The sequence below is a fragment of the Maribacter corallii genome, assembly GCF_047345415.1.
Lineage (GTDB): Bacteria > Bacteroidota > Bacteroidia > Flavobacteriales > Flavobacteriaceae > Maribacter_C.
The window spans coordinates 67,130-82,883 of record NZ_JBLFEP010000006.1 but is presented as its reverse complement, the minus strand read 5'-3'; the positions used below and the strand labels follow the sequence as shown (position 1 = coordinate 82,883).

Annotated in this window: 16 protein-coding genes; 7 read left to right on the top strand and 9 right to left on the bottom strand. The window is 38.2% G+C overall.

Annotated features, from left to right (window positions below):
• The first annotated feature begins 305 nt into the window (after positions 1 to 305).
• The 6 genes from ACKWCA_RS20180 to ACKWCA_RS20155 all read left to right on the top strand — a co-directional run bounded on the left by ACKWCA_RS20180 (position 306) and on the right by ACKWCA_RS20155 (position 5,758).
• Positions 306 to 914, top strand: a complete 609-nt coding sequence (locus tag ACKWCA_RS20180) for a recombinase family protein (protein ID WP_413980050.1) — start codon at positions 306 to 308, stop codon at positions 912 to 914.
• A gap of 61 nt (positions 915 to 975) precedes the next feature.
• Complete coding sequence (locus ACKWCA_RS20175) at positions 976 to 2,259, top strand: DUF3644 domain-containing protein (RefSeq protein ID WP_413980049.1); 1,284 nt, start codon at positions 976 to 978, stop codon at positions 2,257 to 2,259.
• A 175-nt stretch (positions 2,260 to 2,434) separates the two neighbouring features.
• Positions 2,435 to 3,391 carry a serine hydrolase domain-containing protein gene (locus ACKWCA_RS20170; RefSeq protein ID WP_413980048.1) on the top strand — a complete coding sequence of 319 codons (957 nt, stop codon included), beginning with the start codon at positions 2,435 to 2,437 and terminating at the stop codon, positions 3,389 to 3,391.
• Positions 3,392 to 3,630: 239 nt separating this feature from the next.
• A complete protein-coding gene (locus tag ACKWCA_RS20165) occupies positions 3,631 to 4,140 on the top strand; it encodes a hypothetical protein (protein ID WP_413980047.1) in 510 nt (169 codons plus the stop codon).
• A 131-nt stretch (positions 4,141 to 4,271) separates the two neighbouring features.
• Positions 4,272 to 5,135: a LytR/AlgR family response regulator transcription factor gene (locus tag ACKWCA_RS20160; RefSeq protein ID WP_413980046.1), complete on the top strand. Its 864-nt coding sequence runs from the start codon at positions 4,272 to 4,274 to the stop codon at positions 5,133 to 5,135.
• Between the two features lie 122 nt (positions 5,136 to 5,257).
• On the top strand, positions 5,258 to 5,758 hold the full coding sequence (locus ACKWCA_RS20155) for a DUF2306 domain-containing protein (RefSeq protein ID WP_413980045.1): 501 nt from the start codon (positions 5,258 to 5,260) through the stop codon (positions 5,756 to 5,758).
• A gap of 924 nt (positions 5,759 to 6,682) precedes the next feature.
• Here the strand turns inward: ACKWCA_RS20155 and ACKWCA_RS20150 are convergent.
• The gene (locus tag ACKWCA_RS20150; RefSeq protein WP_413980044.1) at positions 6,683 to 6,994 is read right to left on the bottom strand and encodes a hypothetical protein; all 312 of its coding nucleotides are present in this window, start codon (positions 6,992 to 6,994) and stop codon (positions 6,683 to 6,685) included.
• A 162-nt stretch (positions 6,995 to 7,156) separates the two neighbouring features.
• Here ACKWCA_RS20150 and ACKWCA_RS20145 point away from each other — a divergent pair, with 162 nt between their 5' ends.
• Positions 7,157 to 7,312, top strand: coding sequence for a hypothetical protein (locus tag ACKWCA_RS20145; RefSeq protein ID WP_413980043.1), 156 nt, complete (start codon positions 7,157 to 7,159; stop codon positions 7,310 to 7,312).
• Between the two features lie 9 nt (positions 7,313 to 7,321).
• Here ACKWCA_RS20145 and ACKWCA_RS20140 read toward each other — a convergent pair whose 3' ends face one another.
• From ACKWCA_RS20140 to ACKWCA_RS20105, 8 genes are all read right to left on the bottom strand, one after another.
• Complete coding sequence (locus ACKWCA_RS20140; RefSeq protein ID WP_413980042.1) at positions 7,322 to 8,911, bottom strand: type IV secretory system conjugative DNA transfer family protein; 1,590 nt, start codon at positions 8,909 to 8,911, stop codon at positions 7,322 to 7,324.
• Between the two features lie 9 nt (positions 8,912 to 8,920).
• Positions 8,921 to 9,940: a MobB family relaxase gene (mobB, locus tag ACKWCA_RS20135; protein ID WP_413980041.1), complete on the bottom strand. Its 1,020-nt coding sequence runs from the start codon at positions 9,938 to 9,940 to the stop codon at positions 8,921 to 8,923.
• 1 nt (position 9,941) lies between these two features.
• Positions 9,942 to 10,505, bottom strand: a complete 564-nt coding sequence (locus ACKWCA_RS20130; RefSeq protein WP_413980040.1) for a BfmA/BtgA family mobilization protein — start codon at positions 10,503 to 10,505, stop codon at positions 9,942 to 9,944.
• A gap of 386 nt (positions 10,506 to 10,891) precedes the next feature.
• The gene (locus tag ACKWCA_RS20125; RefSeq protein ID WP_413980039.1) at positions 10,892 to 11,089 is read right to left on the bottom strand and encodes a hypothetical protein; all 198 of its coding nucleotides are present in this window, start codon (positions 11,087 to 11,089) and stop codon (positions 10,892 to 10,894) included.
• A 17-nt stretch (positions 11,090 to 11,106) separates the two neighbouring features.
• Complete coding sequence (locus ACKWCA_RS20120; RefSeq protein WP_413980038.1) at positions 11,107 to 11,556, bottom strand: JAB domain-containing protein; 450 nt, start codon at positions 11,554 to 11,556, stop codon at positions 11,107 to 11,109.
• 87 nt (positions 11,557 to 11,643) lie between these two features.
• Positions 11,644 to 11,997 carry a single-stranded DNA-binding protein gene (locus ACKWCA_RS20115; protein WP_413980037.1) on the bottom strand — a complete coding sequence of 118 codons (354 nt, stop codon included), beginning with the start codon at positions 11,995 to 11,997 and terminating at the stop codon, positions 11,644 to 11,646.
• A gap of 868 nt (positions 11,998 to 12,865) precedes the next feature.
• On the bottom strand, positions 12,866 to 14,806 hold the full coding sequence (locus ACKWCA_RS20110) for an OmpA family protein (RefSeq protein WP_413980036.1): 1,941 nt from the start codon (positions 14,804 to 14,806) through the stop codon (positions 12,866 to 12,868).
• A gap of 1 nt (position 14,807) precedes the next feature.
• Positions 14,808 to 15,752 carry a PorP/SprF family type IX secretion system membrane protein gene (locus tag ACKWCA_RS20105; RefSeq protein ID WP_413980035.1) on the bottom strand — a complete coding sequence of 315 codons (945 nt, stop codon included), beginning with the start codon at positions 15,750 to 15,752 and terminating at the stop codon, positions 14,808 to 14,810.
• Between the last annotated feature and the right edge of the window lie 2 nt (positions 15,753 to 15,754).

The window sequence follows — 15,754 nt, the reverse complement described above, 5'->3', positions numbered from 1 at the left end:
CTTTTATGTAGTTAACTCCATAAAACAGTAAATTTAAAGAACAGTATGCTGATATGAGTATGTCCTAAAAAACCGCCGTTTTTAGGGACAATTTGTGCTAAGCGACTTTTCTTTTATGAAAGTGTCCCATTCTTGGTCTTTTTTAGTGGTTTCGGTAATTAACCTTTTATGGGACACTAAGAGTTTACAAAACCCACCGTTTATGTGGACTTTCTTTGGTTTCAATGTTCATTACCTCCGCAAAGTTCATTTTACCGTATCAATTTAGTAGACTACATTTTGACCTTTAATTAAACTTTAAGGTCATGATATTTGGATATGCAAGAGTAAGTACGAACGAACAGAATTTGAATCTACAAATTGATGCCTTTCTAAGAGAAGGCATCAAAGAAAATAACATTTATACGGATAGAATTTCAAGTGCTAGAGAAGAGCGAAAAAGCTTGAATAGGCTTTTTACTTATGTTCGTGAAGGTGATACAATAGTAGTTTGGAAGTTGGACCGCTTGGCAAGGTGCTTAATTCATTTCACCAAGTTAATGAATGAACTCGAAGAGAAAGGCGTAAAGTTCAAAAGCATTACCGAGCCCTTTATCGACACTACTAAAAAATCTTCTCATTCGAAATTTCTAATAAATATGTTTGCGGCACTTGCCCAGTTAGAAAGGGATATCATAATCGAACGTACAAAAGCCGGCTTGGAATCGGCCAGACGACGTGGAAAGGTTTTTGGGGCTCCAAAAGGGATTAGTAAGAAAATTCAACAAAAAGCTATACTTTGTGAGGAGTATTTCAATGAGGGCAGAATAGCTGTTACAGAAATTTGTGAGCGATTGGATATTTCAAGAGCAACTTATTATAAGTATTTAAGATATCGAGGGCTTGATGGGAAATTGAGACTTTATAAAAAATGAATGGTCATATTCCTTTCTTTTTAATACTCAAATCGCAAAAACCATGACCAATGCTTAGGAAATGAGCAAAGTAGTTGACAAACAGAGAAAATTCTACAAGTTTTTATCTAAACATGAACTTGCTGGAACATCTTTCACTCAGAAGCAGATTGCAGATTCTACTGGATACAGTCTACAGGGAACTGTGAGGGCGAAATTAAGTAGAAACGATTGGCATCGAGTAATAAGTAAAAAAAGTGAAAAGCGCTACATTGCTAAGCCTGTGAGCCACCTTAGTCTTGAACAATTTATTACTCGTCTTAGTACTAAAAAGGGTATAGCAGCAAATAACGCTGGCCCGATGAGTCAATCCGAGAGATTACTTAAACAGGCAAAGGATAACTATATTCTCTCATTAGAAATATACAATCGACCTAGCCTAGAAAATCGATTTCAGGCTTTTACGCTCCTTCACTGTGCAGCTTGGGAACATCTGCTTAAAGGACTGATATCAGCAAAAAAAGGTAAAGATGCCATCTTCAGCTCTAAAAAAAGTGGTAAAACAAAAGGTTTTGATGAGTGTGCTAAAGAAATTCTCGGTGTTGGGAGCAACGTATATGGCAACTTAAACAAGCTAATTGATCTCAGAAATACTTCGACACATCATATTTTGCCTGAACTTGGTGGTGTTTACTCCCCAATATTTCAAGCAGCGGTAATTAATTTCATTAAACTATGGAAAAAGGAAATTGAAGAACCTTTACTCCCGGACTCGGCGGTTGGTTTAATGACCCTTATTACTGGGGACACGGCCATTCAGTGGGACGCTATGAAGATGAAATACGGTAAAGATTTGAGCAACGAGATTCGTCCTATCATTACTTCAGTCCTCGAAGAGATTGAAGAAAAACAAGACAATGAATTTGCTATACATATCAAGCACAAATTACGGTTTGCAAAGCCAGGTGAAGAGGACTTTAATTTGAATCAACTGATTGAAGGCAAACAACTAAAAGTTAGCAAAGATGCGCCGGACCACTCTGACGAATTATTATCAAAAATGGTAATAGCAGCTGTAAATAAGCGTTTGACCACCGAACTAAGTACAGGAGACCTAGATATACTTTTCCCAAATTCAAAGACCGCTCCTCGTACAATGAATATGAATGACTGGACTGCTATTTGCAAGGACCAAAAATGGAAATCTGGAAATAATAAATATCACAGAGATCATGGCGTAGTAAATCGCAGCACTTATAATATTGAATGTGTACACTGGATTGTAAAGAAACTCAAAGATGATTCGAAGTACTTAGGAAGAGTAAAGAAAAAATATAATAGTGACTTAAGGCGAAAGAAATCGTGATAAAAGACTATGACGCGACTAGAACATGGGTCCATATTAAATAAGTACCCTGATAAAAAACTGAGTTAAACAAAAGTTCAATAAAAGGATTGTTAAATCTAGATAATTAGAAGTTCCCCAAAACAAAAGTATAGTAACTTGGAACTATATCTATACAGTATTGGCACTATATAATATGAGTAAATTCACACTTCTACTATGCGTCATTATTTTTGCTTCGTGCGAAGCAAAGAAAAAATATACTACAACTAAGATTACCCAATCCGAGCAACCAGCTAATTCCGCTTTTGAGCAACTAGTAGATTCTTTGCGAATAGCATATAGGATTCCAGGAATTAGTATCGGAATTTCTATTAACGATTCCATACACTTAATTAGAGGTTTTGGAATGGCGAACATCGAGGAAGAAATTCCAATGACGGGATATACACCCTTGCGAATTGCTTCATTGACCAAACCTATTTTTTCAACAATTTTAATGCAGTTGGTAGAAGAAAAAAAAATCGATTTGAATTGGAAAATTAAGGAATATTATCCCGACTATGTTCGAAGCTGCGAACGAACACTAGAGTATTTCAATGATGAAATGCCAGAATATTCAGTTCTCTTGGATCAGTATCGTCCTGAACGCGACGACATCTTATTAAAACATCATTTTTCGCACACCGCTGATAATATTCCCGGTTCAGATTATAAGTACAATGGCTTCCTCTTCGGAATGCTATCTGATGTTGTGGAGAATGTAACAAAACTGACTTTTGATAAATGGGTTGATAGTTTGGTAATTAAAAAACTGAACTTAAAACATTCAGCTTCTTCGCAATTAGATAAATCAAAAAAATTGGTGTTGGACAAAATTGCCTTGCCATATGCCATTGATGCTGATGGATATATTGAAAGAAGTGAATTTCCCTACCTCCCCTTAAATGCTGGTGCTGGCCTAGTTTTTTCTGCAAAAGATATATTAATATTTGACCAGGCTTTTAACAATAATATGGTAATTTCAAGTGAAAGTAAAGAGAAGGTTCTAAAACCTTTTGAATTGGCTGATAACAACCTTTCTCCTTACGGTTATGGCTGGTTCATTCAGAAGTATAAGGGACTTACTTTAGTCTGGCATTATGGGTTATAACCAAACGCCTATTCAGGACTATACCTCAAAGTTCTTGAAAAGGACTTGACTCTAGTGATTTTGGGAAACAGTCAAAACTTAAGTTACCCATTTGATTTAGGCAAGGGGAATGTTTTGAACTCAAAGTTTGCAATGGTATTTTTAAACGAATTCTTGAATAAATAATAGAACAGCATATTGTAGGGAAAAGGGTTTCCTATGAAATGCCCTTGTCCAGTTCTCTAAAGTTCAAATAAAAGATGAAAAAAATAATAAGATATAGTATAAACAGTTCGTGTTCTTTTTTGATTGCATTTTTTTGTCACCTTTCTGTAAGTGCACAAATCCCTGAGGGACATTTCATAGACATTGATGATACGGCTGAAAAAGGTATAAAGTTGAAACCCTATATCCAGAAAAAAAAGGGAATTTATCATTGTGCGGTATTGGATTCCATTCCATTTGAAAATGAATGTAATGGATTCAAAAAAGGAAAACCAAAATCCAAATGCCTGGAGGAAACATTTAGTCAAATTATTTCCGCACAAATCATGGGTAAACCAGATAATTATGAAGGTTATGCCTTGGTTTTCTGTACCGTGGATATAAATGGTAAAATAGTAGATATAGGCTGTAAATCCTATCCCAACTCCGTAGAGGTAAATGAAATCGTGAAATCAACGGTTGCGAAGTTGGATGTTGTCAAAGGATATTATAAAAGGAAAATTGTAAAATCAAGATTGTTCGCAAGAGTTGATTTTGAAAGATAATGAAAGTTCAAATAAAGGATTGTTTTTAATGGTTACTAAAGCTCTCTTCTAATATTTATTAACTTAGACATATAAGAAGGATAGCATCAATGATGCTATCCGATTGTTACCTGCAAGCTGAAAAAAACCGAATGTTAAGAATACTAACCCAGAAATATCCAGCACCAAACCCGGTTTTAAAAAATTTGATTACTGCGACATTATTCGGGTTATTTATAGCTCTATTTTTGTTGTTTTTCGAGCCTTTTGACATCAATTTATCTAACAATGAAAATAAGGTATTCCAATTACTTTTCTTTGGCTGTATTTCGACCATTGTTTTAGTGTTGTTTTTATATATTTTGCCTTTATTGCTTCCTGAAGTATTTTCTGATAAGAACTGGAAAGTAAGACATCAAATGATATTTTATTTAGTAATTCTATTTGTAATTGCAACCTTTAATGGCATTTATACAAATTATATAAACTCATTACCTTTTAGTTGGTATAACTATTGGTGGATAATAAGTCGGACATTTGTACTTGGCGGTATACCATTAGCATTCATTACAGTTCTTGATTATAACCAAAAAGTAAAATTTAATACTAACCAAGCATCTAATATTCTAAAAAAGAAAAAAGAACTTTTAGAAGATTCAAAAGAAACTACACACCAAATTTCAACAGATTTAAAAAATGAAATTTTCTCTTTGAACGAGAATGATTTTCATTATGCAATAGCAGTCGGCAACTATATTGATATTTGCTCTTTAGATGAAAATACATTGAAAAAAATAACTTATCGACTTACACTTTCTTCATTTGAAACGCAACTAGCTGTAACTTCAAATTTAATAAGATGCCATCGCTCGTATATTCTAAACCTTAAAAAGCTAGAGAATATATCAGGAAATGCGCAAGGATTAAAGCTTAAGCTTAAAAATCAAACAGAAATCGTTCCAGTATCTAGAAAATACATTCCCATTGTTAAGCAGTTTTTTATAGAAAACCCATAATTCTTGTCTATTTGACACTTTCAAAACTACCAGAACTAATGATTAGTTTGTCATTCAAATCATTGCTTTGACATTCAGCACATTCTACAATTAAGGGCAAAAGACTCTATTACATTTGGAGAATGAGAAGAACGGCATTTACATTATTTTTATTTATTGGTGCAATTAGTATGATTGTAATGTCGCTACATTACTTTCAATCAGATGGTGCCGGTATACTTGAACGAAAAGAAATTGCCGAAAGCTCTTGGTATTTATTGACTTTTAGAACACATATATTTTTAGGATTAGTGGCCATTAGCATAGGTCCTTTTCAGTTTTCAAAAAGAATATGGTTCAATTATAAAACTGTCCATAAAGTTATCGGATACATTTATACGATAAGTGTGTTCTTAAGTGGCTTATCAGGTCTTATTGTAGCCCAGTTCGCTATGGGTGGGTGGATAACTACAATTGGTTTTTCCATACTATCTCTAATGTGGATTTATACTATAGTAAAGGCAATAACATTCATAAAAGCTGGAGATGTATTGCAACATAAAAAATGGATGTATTTAAGTTACGGGTTGACTTTTGCTGCCATTACCCAAAGAACACTATTATTGATTCCTCTTTTAACATAAATTCCGTTTATTCCTATTTATCAACTCTCTGCTTGGCTACCATCACTAATTAATTTAAGTATCGCATATTTTTTATTTAAACGTTCTAATGTAGATTATTGAGCATATAAATTAATGCTGTCAAATCAGAACTGTAAAAGCCAGCAGGTAGCAATGCCTATAATTAATATGGGGTTGGATTTTTATGCCAAGGTCTGTGTATATTTATAATGTCGCAAAATCTTTAGGATTTTGCTTTGAACAAGAAAATAAAAAACAAGACACAAAGACTTGGCTACGAGCTGTGGCACAATCGTAATTGTAAATCAACGCCCCACACTAATCATAACCGAACCGTTAACAAAGTTCGAATAAATGATACTCTTTACAAATTGCGCCTTCTGTAAAGAGTATGCCGATTCAAGTGAAACCCAAGTATCTCCACATTTAGAAGTGCATAATAAGTAAGTCCAGATGCTCGCTATTCCGATTCCCAATAACCCCTAGTATTTCAACTTTAAAGGGTTTTGAGTTTTTTTAGATATGTGGGTCGCTCTATGAAAAAGAAGCACAACGTCCCTAAAAAATACATAGCAATATCAAACCCGTCACCGGTGTATCTCGGGTTGTATTTAGGAAGCAGATATTCAAAGTAGGCACTGAACACCAAGGTTAAAACTAGTTGAAGTGCTAAGGGAATATAAAGCTCCGCATTGGATTTCACATAGCGAACTACATATTGGCAAATCTTAAGGACAATTGGCATACAAACCAAATCATTGAAATAATTATTCAACAGTTTGGAAACATTAAAATCAGAAAGCTGACAAAAATATAGGGTAACCGCTAGCATACAGCAAATCGGAAAGTAAAAGCTTTTGATCCACTGAAAGGCTATTGAACGGTATTTGAGAAAGGTGATGATGGTGTTCCTTTTTTGAAGTTTCAGGCAGCAATGTATCCAAATAATAGGGCAAAAAACGAGCCTATCGCCAATACGATAACCCAAGTTGAATAGAAGAAGAGAGCAAGGCTTCTTACGATTATATTAGGGTGGGTTTTGGCCCTTTCAAAAAACACGGTCACTTTATTCGGTTCCTTTTGTTTTTCTATTCGTTCCCTTTCAAGCGCCTTGTTTTCACGCTCAATTTTTCGTTTCAATATGATGTTGACAATCTCACCGCATTCTTGGCAGTAATCCCTGTTGAGATTAACGGTACCGCAGTTTTGGCATTTTCTATAGGTTTTGTTTTCCATTGGACAAAAAGCTTACCGGAAATTAAGGATTTAAACCTAAGCCTCATATCGAATACAGTTTTAAAAATAGCCCTATCGATTTTTTTTAACTGCATAGGTTTTGACCGTTTAAAACTAAAGGAATTTTAATATCTTCCCTAAAAGTTTACTAAGAGGATTTCAATGTCTGAGAACATACTACAACTAATTCGGGAGAATCAAAACAATGCACAAGAAATTGCAGGTCTAAACGAAAGTGAATCGAGCGTTAAAAAGGCCAAAGAAATCATTGGTTCCGCTTATATCCTGGAAAATGAGATTTTGGAAGTGTTCAAATAAGGACATGTTTTATTTAACTAAAATCGTCTTTGCCTCCCAATGAACTTTCTCAAAATTCTCCTGGAGCTTTTCCTTTAGATTCCGCTCCGGTAAAGGCAACTGTCTGATAATCTTAGGTATTTCGAATTGCACTTTCTTGTCCTTACCATCCGCCAGCACGACAAAAGCCCCCTGTTGCAGTCCATAGAACACATCGGCACGGTTTTTTGCTACTTCCCGTTCCCCTTTGGTGACCCGGGTATCAAAGTTGAGGTTATAGCCCTTGTTCACGCTTTTGGTCTCCTTCTTTACGATTTCAAAAAAGCGTTCATAGTATTTGGCGGTATCCGGGTCATTGGCCTTCCCAAAGAACTGATAGGACAGATTGGCCAAAATTGCCCTGCTGGCCATAGGTCCGTATATCATATCGTTCTGAATCTTGTCCTGTAAAACGTAGACCGTGGCAATATCGTAGCTTCGTAAGGTAGCGGGAATGCGGTGCATGTTCAACAACCTTAGGGTTGCTGCTTCCTCCATCAACAAAAAAGAAGGGTTTTGGTTACGGACACTCATCTGTTTGGTCATGGTATGGATGATGGTCGCGATAACGGGGGAGAGGGAAGTTTCGATTTTCGGGTTATTGACTACCGAAACAACCGCCAAATTATCCTTGTGATTGATATTCAAATCGACTTCATCCGCCGAGAGCGCCATAAAGATCCGTTGGGTACTGATCTTTTTAAAGGCATTGGCCAAGGTGCTCTTGACCCCTGCCGTCTGCCGTTCGGAATCCACTCCGTTAATAAATGCATCCGCCATTGCTTTTGAGGTAACGTTGTCCGATAGGAACTCGATAAGTTGGGCCGTGTCCAAATATTGATACAGGGCAATCAAATGGGGCAAGGTACAGAATTTTTCAAAATCCGTTTTCAGACGCCATATCATTCCCGCGACCAGTCCCTCGACCACATCATTAAAAAACCGGGTAGTAGAGTTCATGTTATTGTCCTTCTGTTCCAATAGATTTTCCACCAGTACACGTGAAAGCTCGTTGACACTTTCTTCGTCGGGCAGATATCTGGGTGCAATGGGATTGACCCTTGAATGTATGGTATCGAACGAAATGATAAAGAAGGGAATGTCACATTGACTGAATAAGGGGTATGCCATTTCGGTAATCTCAAAGTCCTTGTAATCATAGATGACCCCACTAAAGTTCCATTGGCTAAAATGATGCAAAAGCGGATAGACAACACTTTCCGTTTTACCGCTTCCTGCTGCCCCGATAATGGCGATTCCCCTGCGGATGTTTTCCAAGAGCAGTTTCCCTTTTGAGACTTGAAGTCTGACCCGATACCTGTTATTCATATTCGATTCGCCCCCCTTTGGAAAGAACACGTAAAAGAGGATATTGACAAACAACAGGGGCAAACCAATGAGTAGTAGCATCAAAAGGAACTGTTTTTGATCTGGGGCATTTGACCAAACCCAAAAAAGACCACAACCGATCCAAAAAATATTAATAAAGAATCCCTCTTTGATGAAACGCACCAAAAGAAAGCAAAGACCACTTCCGAGGAGAAGGATCAAGACAACAATACTTAGATTCAATTCTTCCATGGTTTTAACTTAAATTCCAATTGATCCTGATTCGATGGCCCGTTGCATTCCCCGTCTTAATCTGTGAAACACTTTTAAGGCCAATTGCACTTTGTTCGTGGGTATGGAGGGAATGCGCATTTCCGATTTGGAGAGTAGTTTAAGGGCAAGGGCTTTTTCGTTGGTAGGCAGGTTTCCCAAGAGCATCCGAAACAAAGCGGGATTTTTAATCAACGCTTTTTTTGCCGTATAGGTCTCTACAAAGTTGCGGTCATAGCCAAAGAGCTTATCAAAGACCTGTTCCGCCTTCTCATAAAACTGGTCCCGATGAAAACCCCGTTGTACTTTTTTACCGTTCATTTCTACTTCCGAAGCCTTGTATTTCGATCCAGGGGAAAGGCTAAAAGTGTTGGTCACATCCTTACGGCTTACGAGAATATGGATGTGGGATTGGTTGCCCTCTTTTTTCATTCCGGCCACAACCATTTTGCCATTGATCTGGTGGGGTGCGGCTTGTCTTAAAGCTGTGATTTCCCGCTCCAGTTTTTTGATATTTCCCTTCAATTCCCCACGGGCCACTTTTCGGATATCGTTCTCCAATTTGGCGATCCGTTTTCGGCTTGGGGCGTTTTCCAACACTTCTTTTTCAAAGCCGCGACAGGTGCGTTCTTGTTCTATTTTGGCGAAGTATTTTATCTGATTGATCGTAATTGGTTTCTCTCGGTAAAAGGAGTTGGCATACTCCTTCATCAACTCTCGGGTGTAGGTCTTTAAAGGTTCTGGATTGTTCGCGATTTTTTGAAGCTCCCTTTGGCTTGGACTGACCACAATGGAGTAAAATTTGGGTTCGGTTTTTTTAAGTTTTGCGGTATTGGCATCGATTTCAGAAATGACCCTGCAAGGCGCAATTCGGTCTTCGGTCTGGTTGAAAAAATACTCTTGATTCTCTGGTTCCAGACCCTCGTTTTCCTTTTCGAGATAGGCGACATAATCCGCCGCACTGTTCGAATAACTTTGCCCTAATTTCTGTGCTGTGATCGCTATATACATTTCATGAATTTTTTAGGCCCCTTTTGAATCGGGCGAGTTCTTCCCGAGTGATTTCCAATTTTAAAAAGTCCTTCCCGAAACGGGTGCTGACCAATTCTACCCGTTCCAAAACATACTTCAATCGGTCCCTAGCTTCAGATAGTTTTTCTTGGGTTCGGTCATAGTCGATTTTTGAAACGAGGGTCTTTTCCGCTTTGGGTTTTTGTTCTGATTTAGGAACCTTTTTCGGTTCCAATAATTTAGGAGCGTACTTTTTTATCTCCTCTTTAAAGAGTGATTTCAGCATAGCTTCAATGTTCATTATAGGAATGTTCTGGGATTTCTCGACGGACTTGATAATCGCAATAACGGCATCGATTCGTTTGCGGTTTTTCTTCTGTCCGGCGATTACGTCCTTGCCGAAACGTTGGTGTGGTGAGTAGTTGTGCCACTCGAAAAAGTCCATCATTCCCGTTAAGGTATCCGCATGGGAACGGGCTGTTTTTTTAGAGAAAACACGAAAGCGTATCACTACTTCCGCCCTCAAGTTCAAAGCCAGATAGTCATACTTATATTTGTTTTTCACCTTCATTTTGCAACAAACTTTTTCAATGTTTTAGGGGCTTTTCGAATGTTTTGCAACAAACTTTTGACATAGTCCTAGGCCATATTACAGTCTAAAACAGAGATAATCTATTCATTTTCAAGGCATTGAAAAAGAAATCAAACTTCATAACATCGCTTTAGCGTGTTATCCTCTTGCTATTCCTTTTTCCCCCGCAGGGGTCAAAAAAAAATACCTATCCCTCAAGGTAAAGGCTCTTATCACCAATAAGACTGAAACACTATTTTTTAAGAAATAGAAAGACCCTTTTTTAAGGAATCCGTACGGAATTACGGAAAGGGTTGTATTTCCTTAAAAAGAAAAGGGCAACTTTTCAAGTCGCCCAGTTCCGCATTTGTTTTCTTTTTTCAGACCTTGAAAACAAATTTGTACGTGTACAGGTTTCGAATGGCTTCCTCTTCCAAAATTTCGGAATAGTCCAATTCGTTCTCGATGGCATAAGCTCTCAAATCTTTTCCAAAACGCTGTTCGATCTCCAGTTTGGATTTGGTCAATAACCGTTCTTGGGTCTGCCTATCCAAGTTCGAATAATTTAGTTTTTCCATAGCTCCGATTTTTGTGATTACAGGATGCCGTTATCCGCAAAACTGTAGTAGTCGCCATTGGGCACGATCAGGATATGATCTAACAATCGAATATCAAGAAGCTCGGCGGCCCTTTTGATTTTGTATGTGATTTCCTTATCGGCCCGACTGGCCTTCAATGTTCCGCTCGGATGGTTGTGTGTAAGGATAATGGCCACGGATAAGGACTTTAAGACCACGGCGAACAGGATGCGAAGATCGATGATCGTTGAGGTGATTCCACCTTTGGAAAGTTGGTAGATGCCCTTTACCTTATTGTTGTTGTTCAATAGTACGACCTTAAAAGATTCATGAACTTGAATGGTCTGTTTGTCCCAATGCTCGAAGAGGAGATCAGCAGCATCTTTTGAGGAATTTATCTTTTTCCAAAAAGGGGAGGGAAGACGTTCTTTATAACTTATCCGTATTTCGTTAACTTTGTCTTTCATTGCTTTTAATTTTAGAGTTATTGGTAATGAAAAAGAGGGCAGAACTTTCGATGGTGATGCCCTCTTTAATTTTAACTGTTCAGTATATTAAGCCGCCTTGTTTTCGTTCTTGGCACCTAAGAGTAGAACCTCGCTAACGATCACTTCCGTGATATAGCGTTTTTCGCCATTCTTGGTCTCATAGCTTCGAGAGGTCAATTTGCCCTCGATGGCAATTTGTTTGCCTTTTACGGCATACTTTTCCACGATCTCCGCGGTCTTGCCCCAAGCCACCATAGTATGCCAGTCCGTACTTTGTACTTTCTCGCCTTTGGCGTTCTTGTAATTCTCATTGGTAGCCAATAAGAAACGGATCATTTTTTTTCCGCTTTCCAAAACGGTCATTTCGGGATCGTTCCCCACGTTGCCGATTAACTGTACTTTGTTTCTTAGATTACTCATAATTTAAATATTTAAAGGATTTATAATTGAACCCCCCGAACCCTTCGAGTGGTTTTTGAATGATTTACTTATTATATCCGGAGCGTTTTCCCTTTTTTTGATCTTTAACTTTTGTTCCGCTTCCTTTTTGTTGATTCTGTACGATTTCATCTTTTTTGTTTTTGATTTACTTCCCATAGTGCCGTATGCTGTTACCCTTTTTTGATGCTGTACTTCTTACAATATCCGAGCTTGGTAAGGCGTATAAATAGCAAAGCGGCTTTATGCCGCTGTCCAAGATAGGATGTTGTTTTTTTGCTTTCTAAAAAAGGGTAATGGTGGGGATGCGGAAAGTGGATTAAAAACCTATGAAGTAGAGTGCCGACCTAACTGGATGAGGGACCAAATTAAAATAGTGCTTCAAAGAAATTGTAGCGTATCCTCGATGCACTTTTCTTCACACCTTTCAATAATAAAGTAAACAGATTCAACTGCGACCTAAGCATGTTGACTATGGTCGGGTTAGAGGTTTGAGATTTTCAAAAAGTCATGCTCAAAACGGAAAATCAAAGCGATCTTTGTAAATCCGGTTAGCTGGAAAAAGAAATGAATCAAAACGAATGTTGGTGCCTCTTAGAATAAAACACCCAAGCTACTTGAGGGCTCAAAACAATTAACCAATTCGATATAATAGTTTTCTAGAACGGTGCGCAGAGATTCTGGATCAAGTTAAACATCCCAATAAGTGTCAACTTTCAATCAAAAATACTTCAATTAGGATACCATTTCTAAGTATCCAACAAAAACCTGCTTCTACTAGTGTATTTCTTTTGCTTGTTAAAATGACCTGTGTAATTTCAATACTACTACTTAATAAGATACTTTTGATTTATTCTTCTATAACAATAAAATCAGACCTTCTATTAAGTTCATTTTCTCTATCATCGCATTTTGACCAGTCGTTACAACTGTTTGACAAAAGGGATTCGCCAAATCCTTTTTGCTCTAAGCGGTCAATGTTGATTCCATTCACTACCAAGAAGGCAACTGTTGCTTTGGCCCTTCTTTCTGATAGTCGTTGGTTGTATCCGTTACTGGCCTTCGAGTCCGTATGGGACTGAACTTCTATCTTAACACTGGGGTTAGCTTTTAAATAAGCTACCGCCTTCAGCAAGGATTCTTTGGCATCACTTCGGATATTGGATTTATCCAAACCAAAATATACTGGATTTAAATTCAGATATTCAAGCAGGTTGGTTCCTGCAACAGGTGTTTTTGGCTGTTCTTTGGCAAGTTCCAGAACCAAGTCTGTTGTAGATGTTTTTTCCAACAGCAGTGTTTGTTTTGTTCCTATGTACCCTTCCTTGTCCGCGGCTATTGTGTACTGTGCAATATTACAGTCTAAATTGATTTCAAATTTCCCAGCATTATCCGAAATGGTCTCACCGACAATCGCGTCACCATCCATAAACAGTATTCTAACATTGGCAAGTACATCATCTGAGTCTAGTGTTTTTGTCACACCTGCCAACTTTGAAATACACGTAAATTTGATAGGTTCCGTTTCCACAAAAGCATAAATATCATCACTCCCTTGTCCTCCTTCCCTATTGGAAGCAAAATATCCTTTTCCTTCAATATCCATAATGAAGGAGAAGTCATCTTGCATGCTGTTCAAGGGTTTTCCCAAATTGATAACCTCATTGCTTGAACCATCCAATTTAACTGCGAAGACATCCAATCCACCCAAACCCGGATGTCCATCCGAGCTGAAGTACAGTACATCATCCAAAACGTAAGGGAATGTTTCCCTTGATTCTGTATTGACCAGTGGTCCGAGATTCTGAGGTTCTCCAAAAGAACCATCAGCGTTGATGCTAACCTTGAATATATCTGAAGCTCCCAAGCTACTGGGCATATCGGATGAGAAATACAGGGTTTTACCATCAGAGCTCAAGGTCGGGTGTGCAACAGAATAGTCATCATTATTAAAGTGCAGTTCCGTAGCTTTTTCCCATTGTTCGTTCTGAAAAATTGCTTTGTATACCTTTAATCTGCTGACCCCTTTGCCATCCCTGGAGAACTTGCCATTTTGGGAATTGTTTCGGGTAAAGTAAATCGTATTTCCATCTTCAGAAAAAGTTGAGGAAGATTCATGTGTCTTGGTATTCAGTACTTTTGAGAACCTTTTTGGTTCCTCCAAGTCCCCAGTTTCTGAAATTTTAGCGCTGTGCAAGTTCAAAAACGACCCTTCATCCCATTCGTGGATATTCCGAGAGGTTATCCCGGTGTCACGAGCAGTTGAGAATATCAGCTCATTTCCCCTAAAGGAAGGTGCAAAGTCAGAAACAGGTGAATTAATGGATAGGTTTTGTAATTGATAACGTCCCGAGTTTCGCTTGATACGCTCAAGATAATCCTCTTTATTACCGAAATTCTTGGCCCTTTGATCAGTTGACTTTGAAGTACTGAAACGCTGCATCCACTGGTTGGACTTTTCATAATCCCCAATCGATTTCAATGATTGTGCGTACCTGTAATAATAGTCGGATTCGATTTCAGCTTCTTCTAGTTCCACGAGTTTTCCGTACCATTGTGAAGCCTCTTCGTACCTTGCATTCACATAGTTGGCATTGCCCAATTTTTTGAAAATCTGTTCATCCGAATAGCCATCTTCAACCAATTTTTCATAAGACGCGATAGCATCCATAAAGGCGTAGTCGTTGAAGTTGTTGTTGGCCTGTTTTACCTTACCATTTTGCGAAAAAACGGTTCCTAGAGTAAAAAGAAAAACCAGTATCGTTATATTTTTTTGTGTCACTTGTTTCATGTTAGAAGAATCTTGGAGTCAATACTTTTTTGTAACGTGTTCTAAATTCATAACGAAGGAAAACCTCAAAAGATCCATCATTGAATGCGGTATTACCCAATTTAGTGGTCTCTCGGTCATAGGCAAGTCCCAACATGAACTGTTCATTCAATTGAATACCTGCAAGGGCACTGATAGCTGCGCTCCACCGGTAGGCTGCTCCAAAAGAAAAACGCTCATTATAAAGAAAGCTTGCCGATAGGTCAGCCTGTAAGGGGGCCCCTTTGACCGCTTTAAAAAGCACGGCAGGTTTGAATTTCCAATCGGGATTCAAATTGAAAACATATCCCGATATCAAGTACCAGTTGATACGCTCTTGTGCCAAGAAAGTATTGGAACCTCCATCACCTGAACGATCAAAATGTTCGGTCTTTAAAAAATTGGGAGCGGAAAGTCCGGCATAAAATGAATCCGTATGATAGTATACCCCGGCACCAAAGTTTGGTGAAAACTTACGATCGATATTTGGAGGAGCCAAGGCAGAGCCTTGTGCTTGGTAATTCCTAAGATTGTTGAAATCAACACTCAAAAAATGCCCCCCGGCCTTCAGTCCAAAAGAGAGTTTGCCTCTATCCGAAGTTGGGATGGTATAAGAAAAAACACCATCGAAGTAGGTATCCTGATTGGTTCCGTTCCCGATTTCGTCATTCACTACCGAAAGGCCAATACCTACCCGTTCCGAGATCGGGGTATTGAAATTGACTGTTTGGGTAGTTGGTGCCCCATCCAATCCTACCCATTGTGAACGGTGCAATGCGTTGATGCTGAATACCCCTCTTGAACCGGCATATGCCGGATTCACTGCCAAGGTATTGAACATGTACTGGGTATACTGTGCATCTTGTTGGGCATACATCCCTATCCCCATTATCAAGAAAAGTACAAAAGTTATAGTTCTGAATTTCATGT

What these genes read in the sequence shown, in the direction of transcription:
- ACKWCA_RS20180 (WP_413980050.1), top strand. Translation starts at nt 306, where the DNA reads ATGATATTTGGATATGCAAGAGTAAGTACGAACGAACAGAATTTGAAT.
- ACKWCA_RS20175 (WP_413980049.1), top strand. Translation starts at nt 976, where the DNA reads ATGAGCAAAGTAGTTGACAAACAGAGAAAATTCTACAAGTTTTTATCT.
- ACKWCA_RS20170 (WP_413980048.1), top strand. Translation starts at nt 2,435, where the DNA reads ATGAGTAAATTCACACTTCTACTATGCGTCATTATTTTTGCTTCGTGC.
- ACKWCA_RS20165 (WP_413980047.1), top strand. Translation starts at nt 3,631, where the DNA reads ATGAAAAAAATAATAAGATATAGTATAAACAGTTCGTGTTCTTTTTTG.
- ACKWCA_RS20160 (WP_413980046.1), top strand. Translation starts at nt 4,272, where the DNA reads ATGTTAAGAATACTAACCCAGAAATATCCAGCACCAAACCCGGTTTTA.
- ACKWCA_RS20155 (WP_413980045.1), top strand. Translation starts at nt 5,258, where the DNA reads ATGAGAAGAACGGCATTTACATTATTTTTATTTATTGGTGCAATTAGT.
- ACKWCA_RS20150 (WP_413980044.1), bottom strand. Translation starts at nt 6,994, where the DNA reads ATGGAAAACAAAACCTATAGAAAATGCCAAAACTGCGGTACCGTTAAT.
- ACKWCA_RS20145 (WP_413980043.1), top strand. Translation starts at nt 7,157, where the DNA reads ATGTCTGAGAACATACTACAACTAATTCGGGAGAATCAAAACAATGCA.
- ACKWCA_RS20140 (WP_413980042.1), bottom strand. Translation starts at nt 8,911, where the DNA reads ATGGAAGAATTGAATCTAAGTATTGTTGTCTTGATCCTTCTCCTCGGA.
- mobB (WP_413980041.1), bottom strand. Translation starts at nt 9,940, where the DNA reads ATGTATATAGCGATCACAGCACAGAAATTAGGGCAAAGTTATTCGAAC.
- ACKWCA_RS20125 (WP_413980039.1), bottom strand. Translation starts at nt 11,089, where the DNA reads ATGGAAAAACTAAATTATTCGAACTTGGATAGGCAGACCCAAGAACGG.
- ACKWCA_RS20120 (WP_413980038.1), bottom strand. Translation starts at nt 11,556, where the DNA reads ATGAAAGACAAAGTTAACGAAATACGGATAAGTTATAAAGAACGTCTT.
- ACKWCA_RS20115 (WP_413980037.1), bottom strand. Translation starts at nt 11,997, where the DNA reads ATGAGTAATCTAAGAAACAAAGTACAGTTAATCGGCAACGTGGGGAAC.
- ACKWCA_RS20110 (WP_413980036.1), bottom strand. Translation starts at nt 14,806, where the DNA reads ATGAAACAAGTGACACAAAAAAATATAACGATACTGGTTTTTCTTTTT.
- ACKWCA_RS20105 (WP_413980035.1), bottom strand. Translation starts at nt 15,752, where the DNA reads ATGAAATTCAGAACTATAACTTTTGTACTTTTCTTGATAATGGGGATA.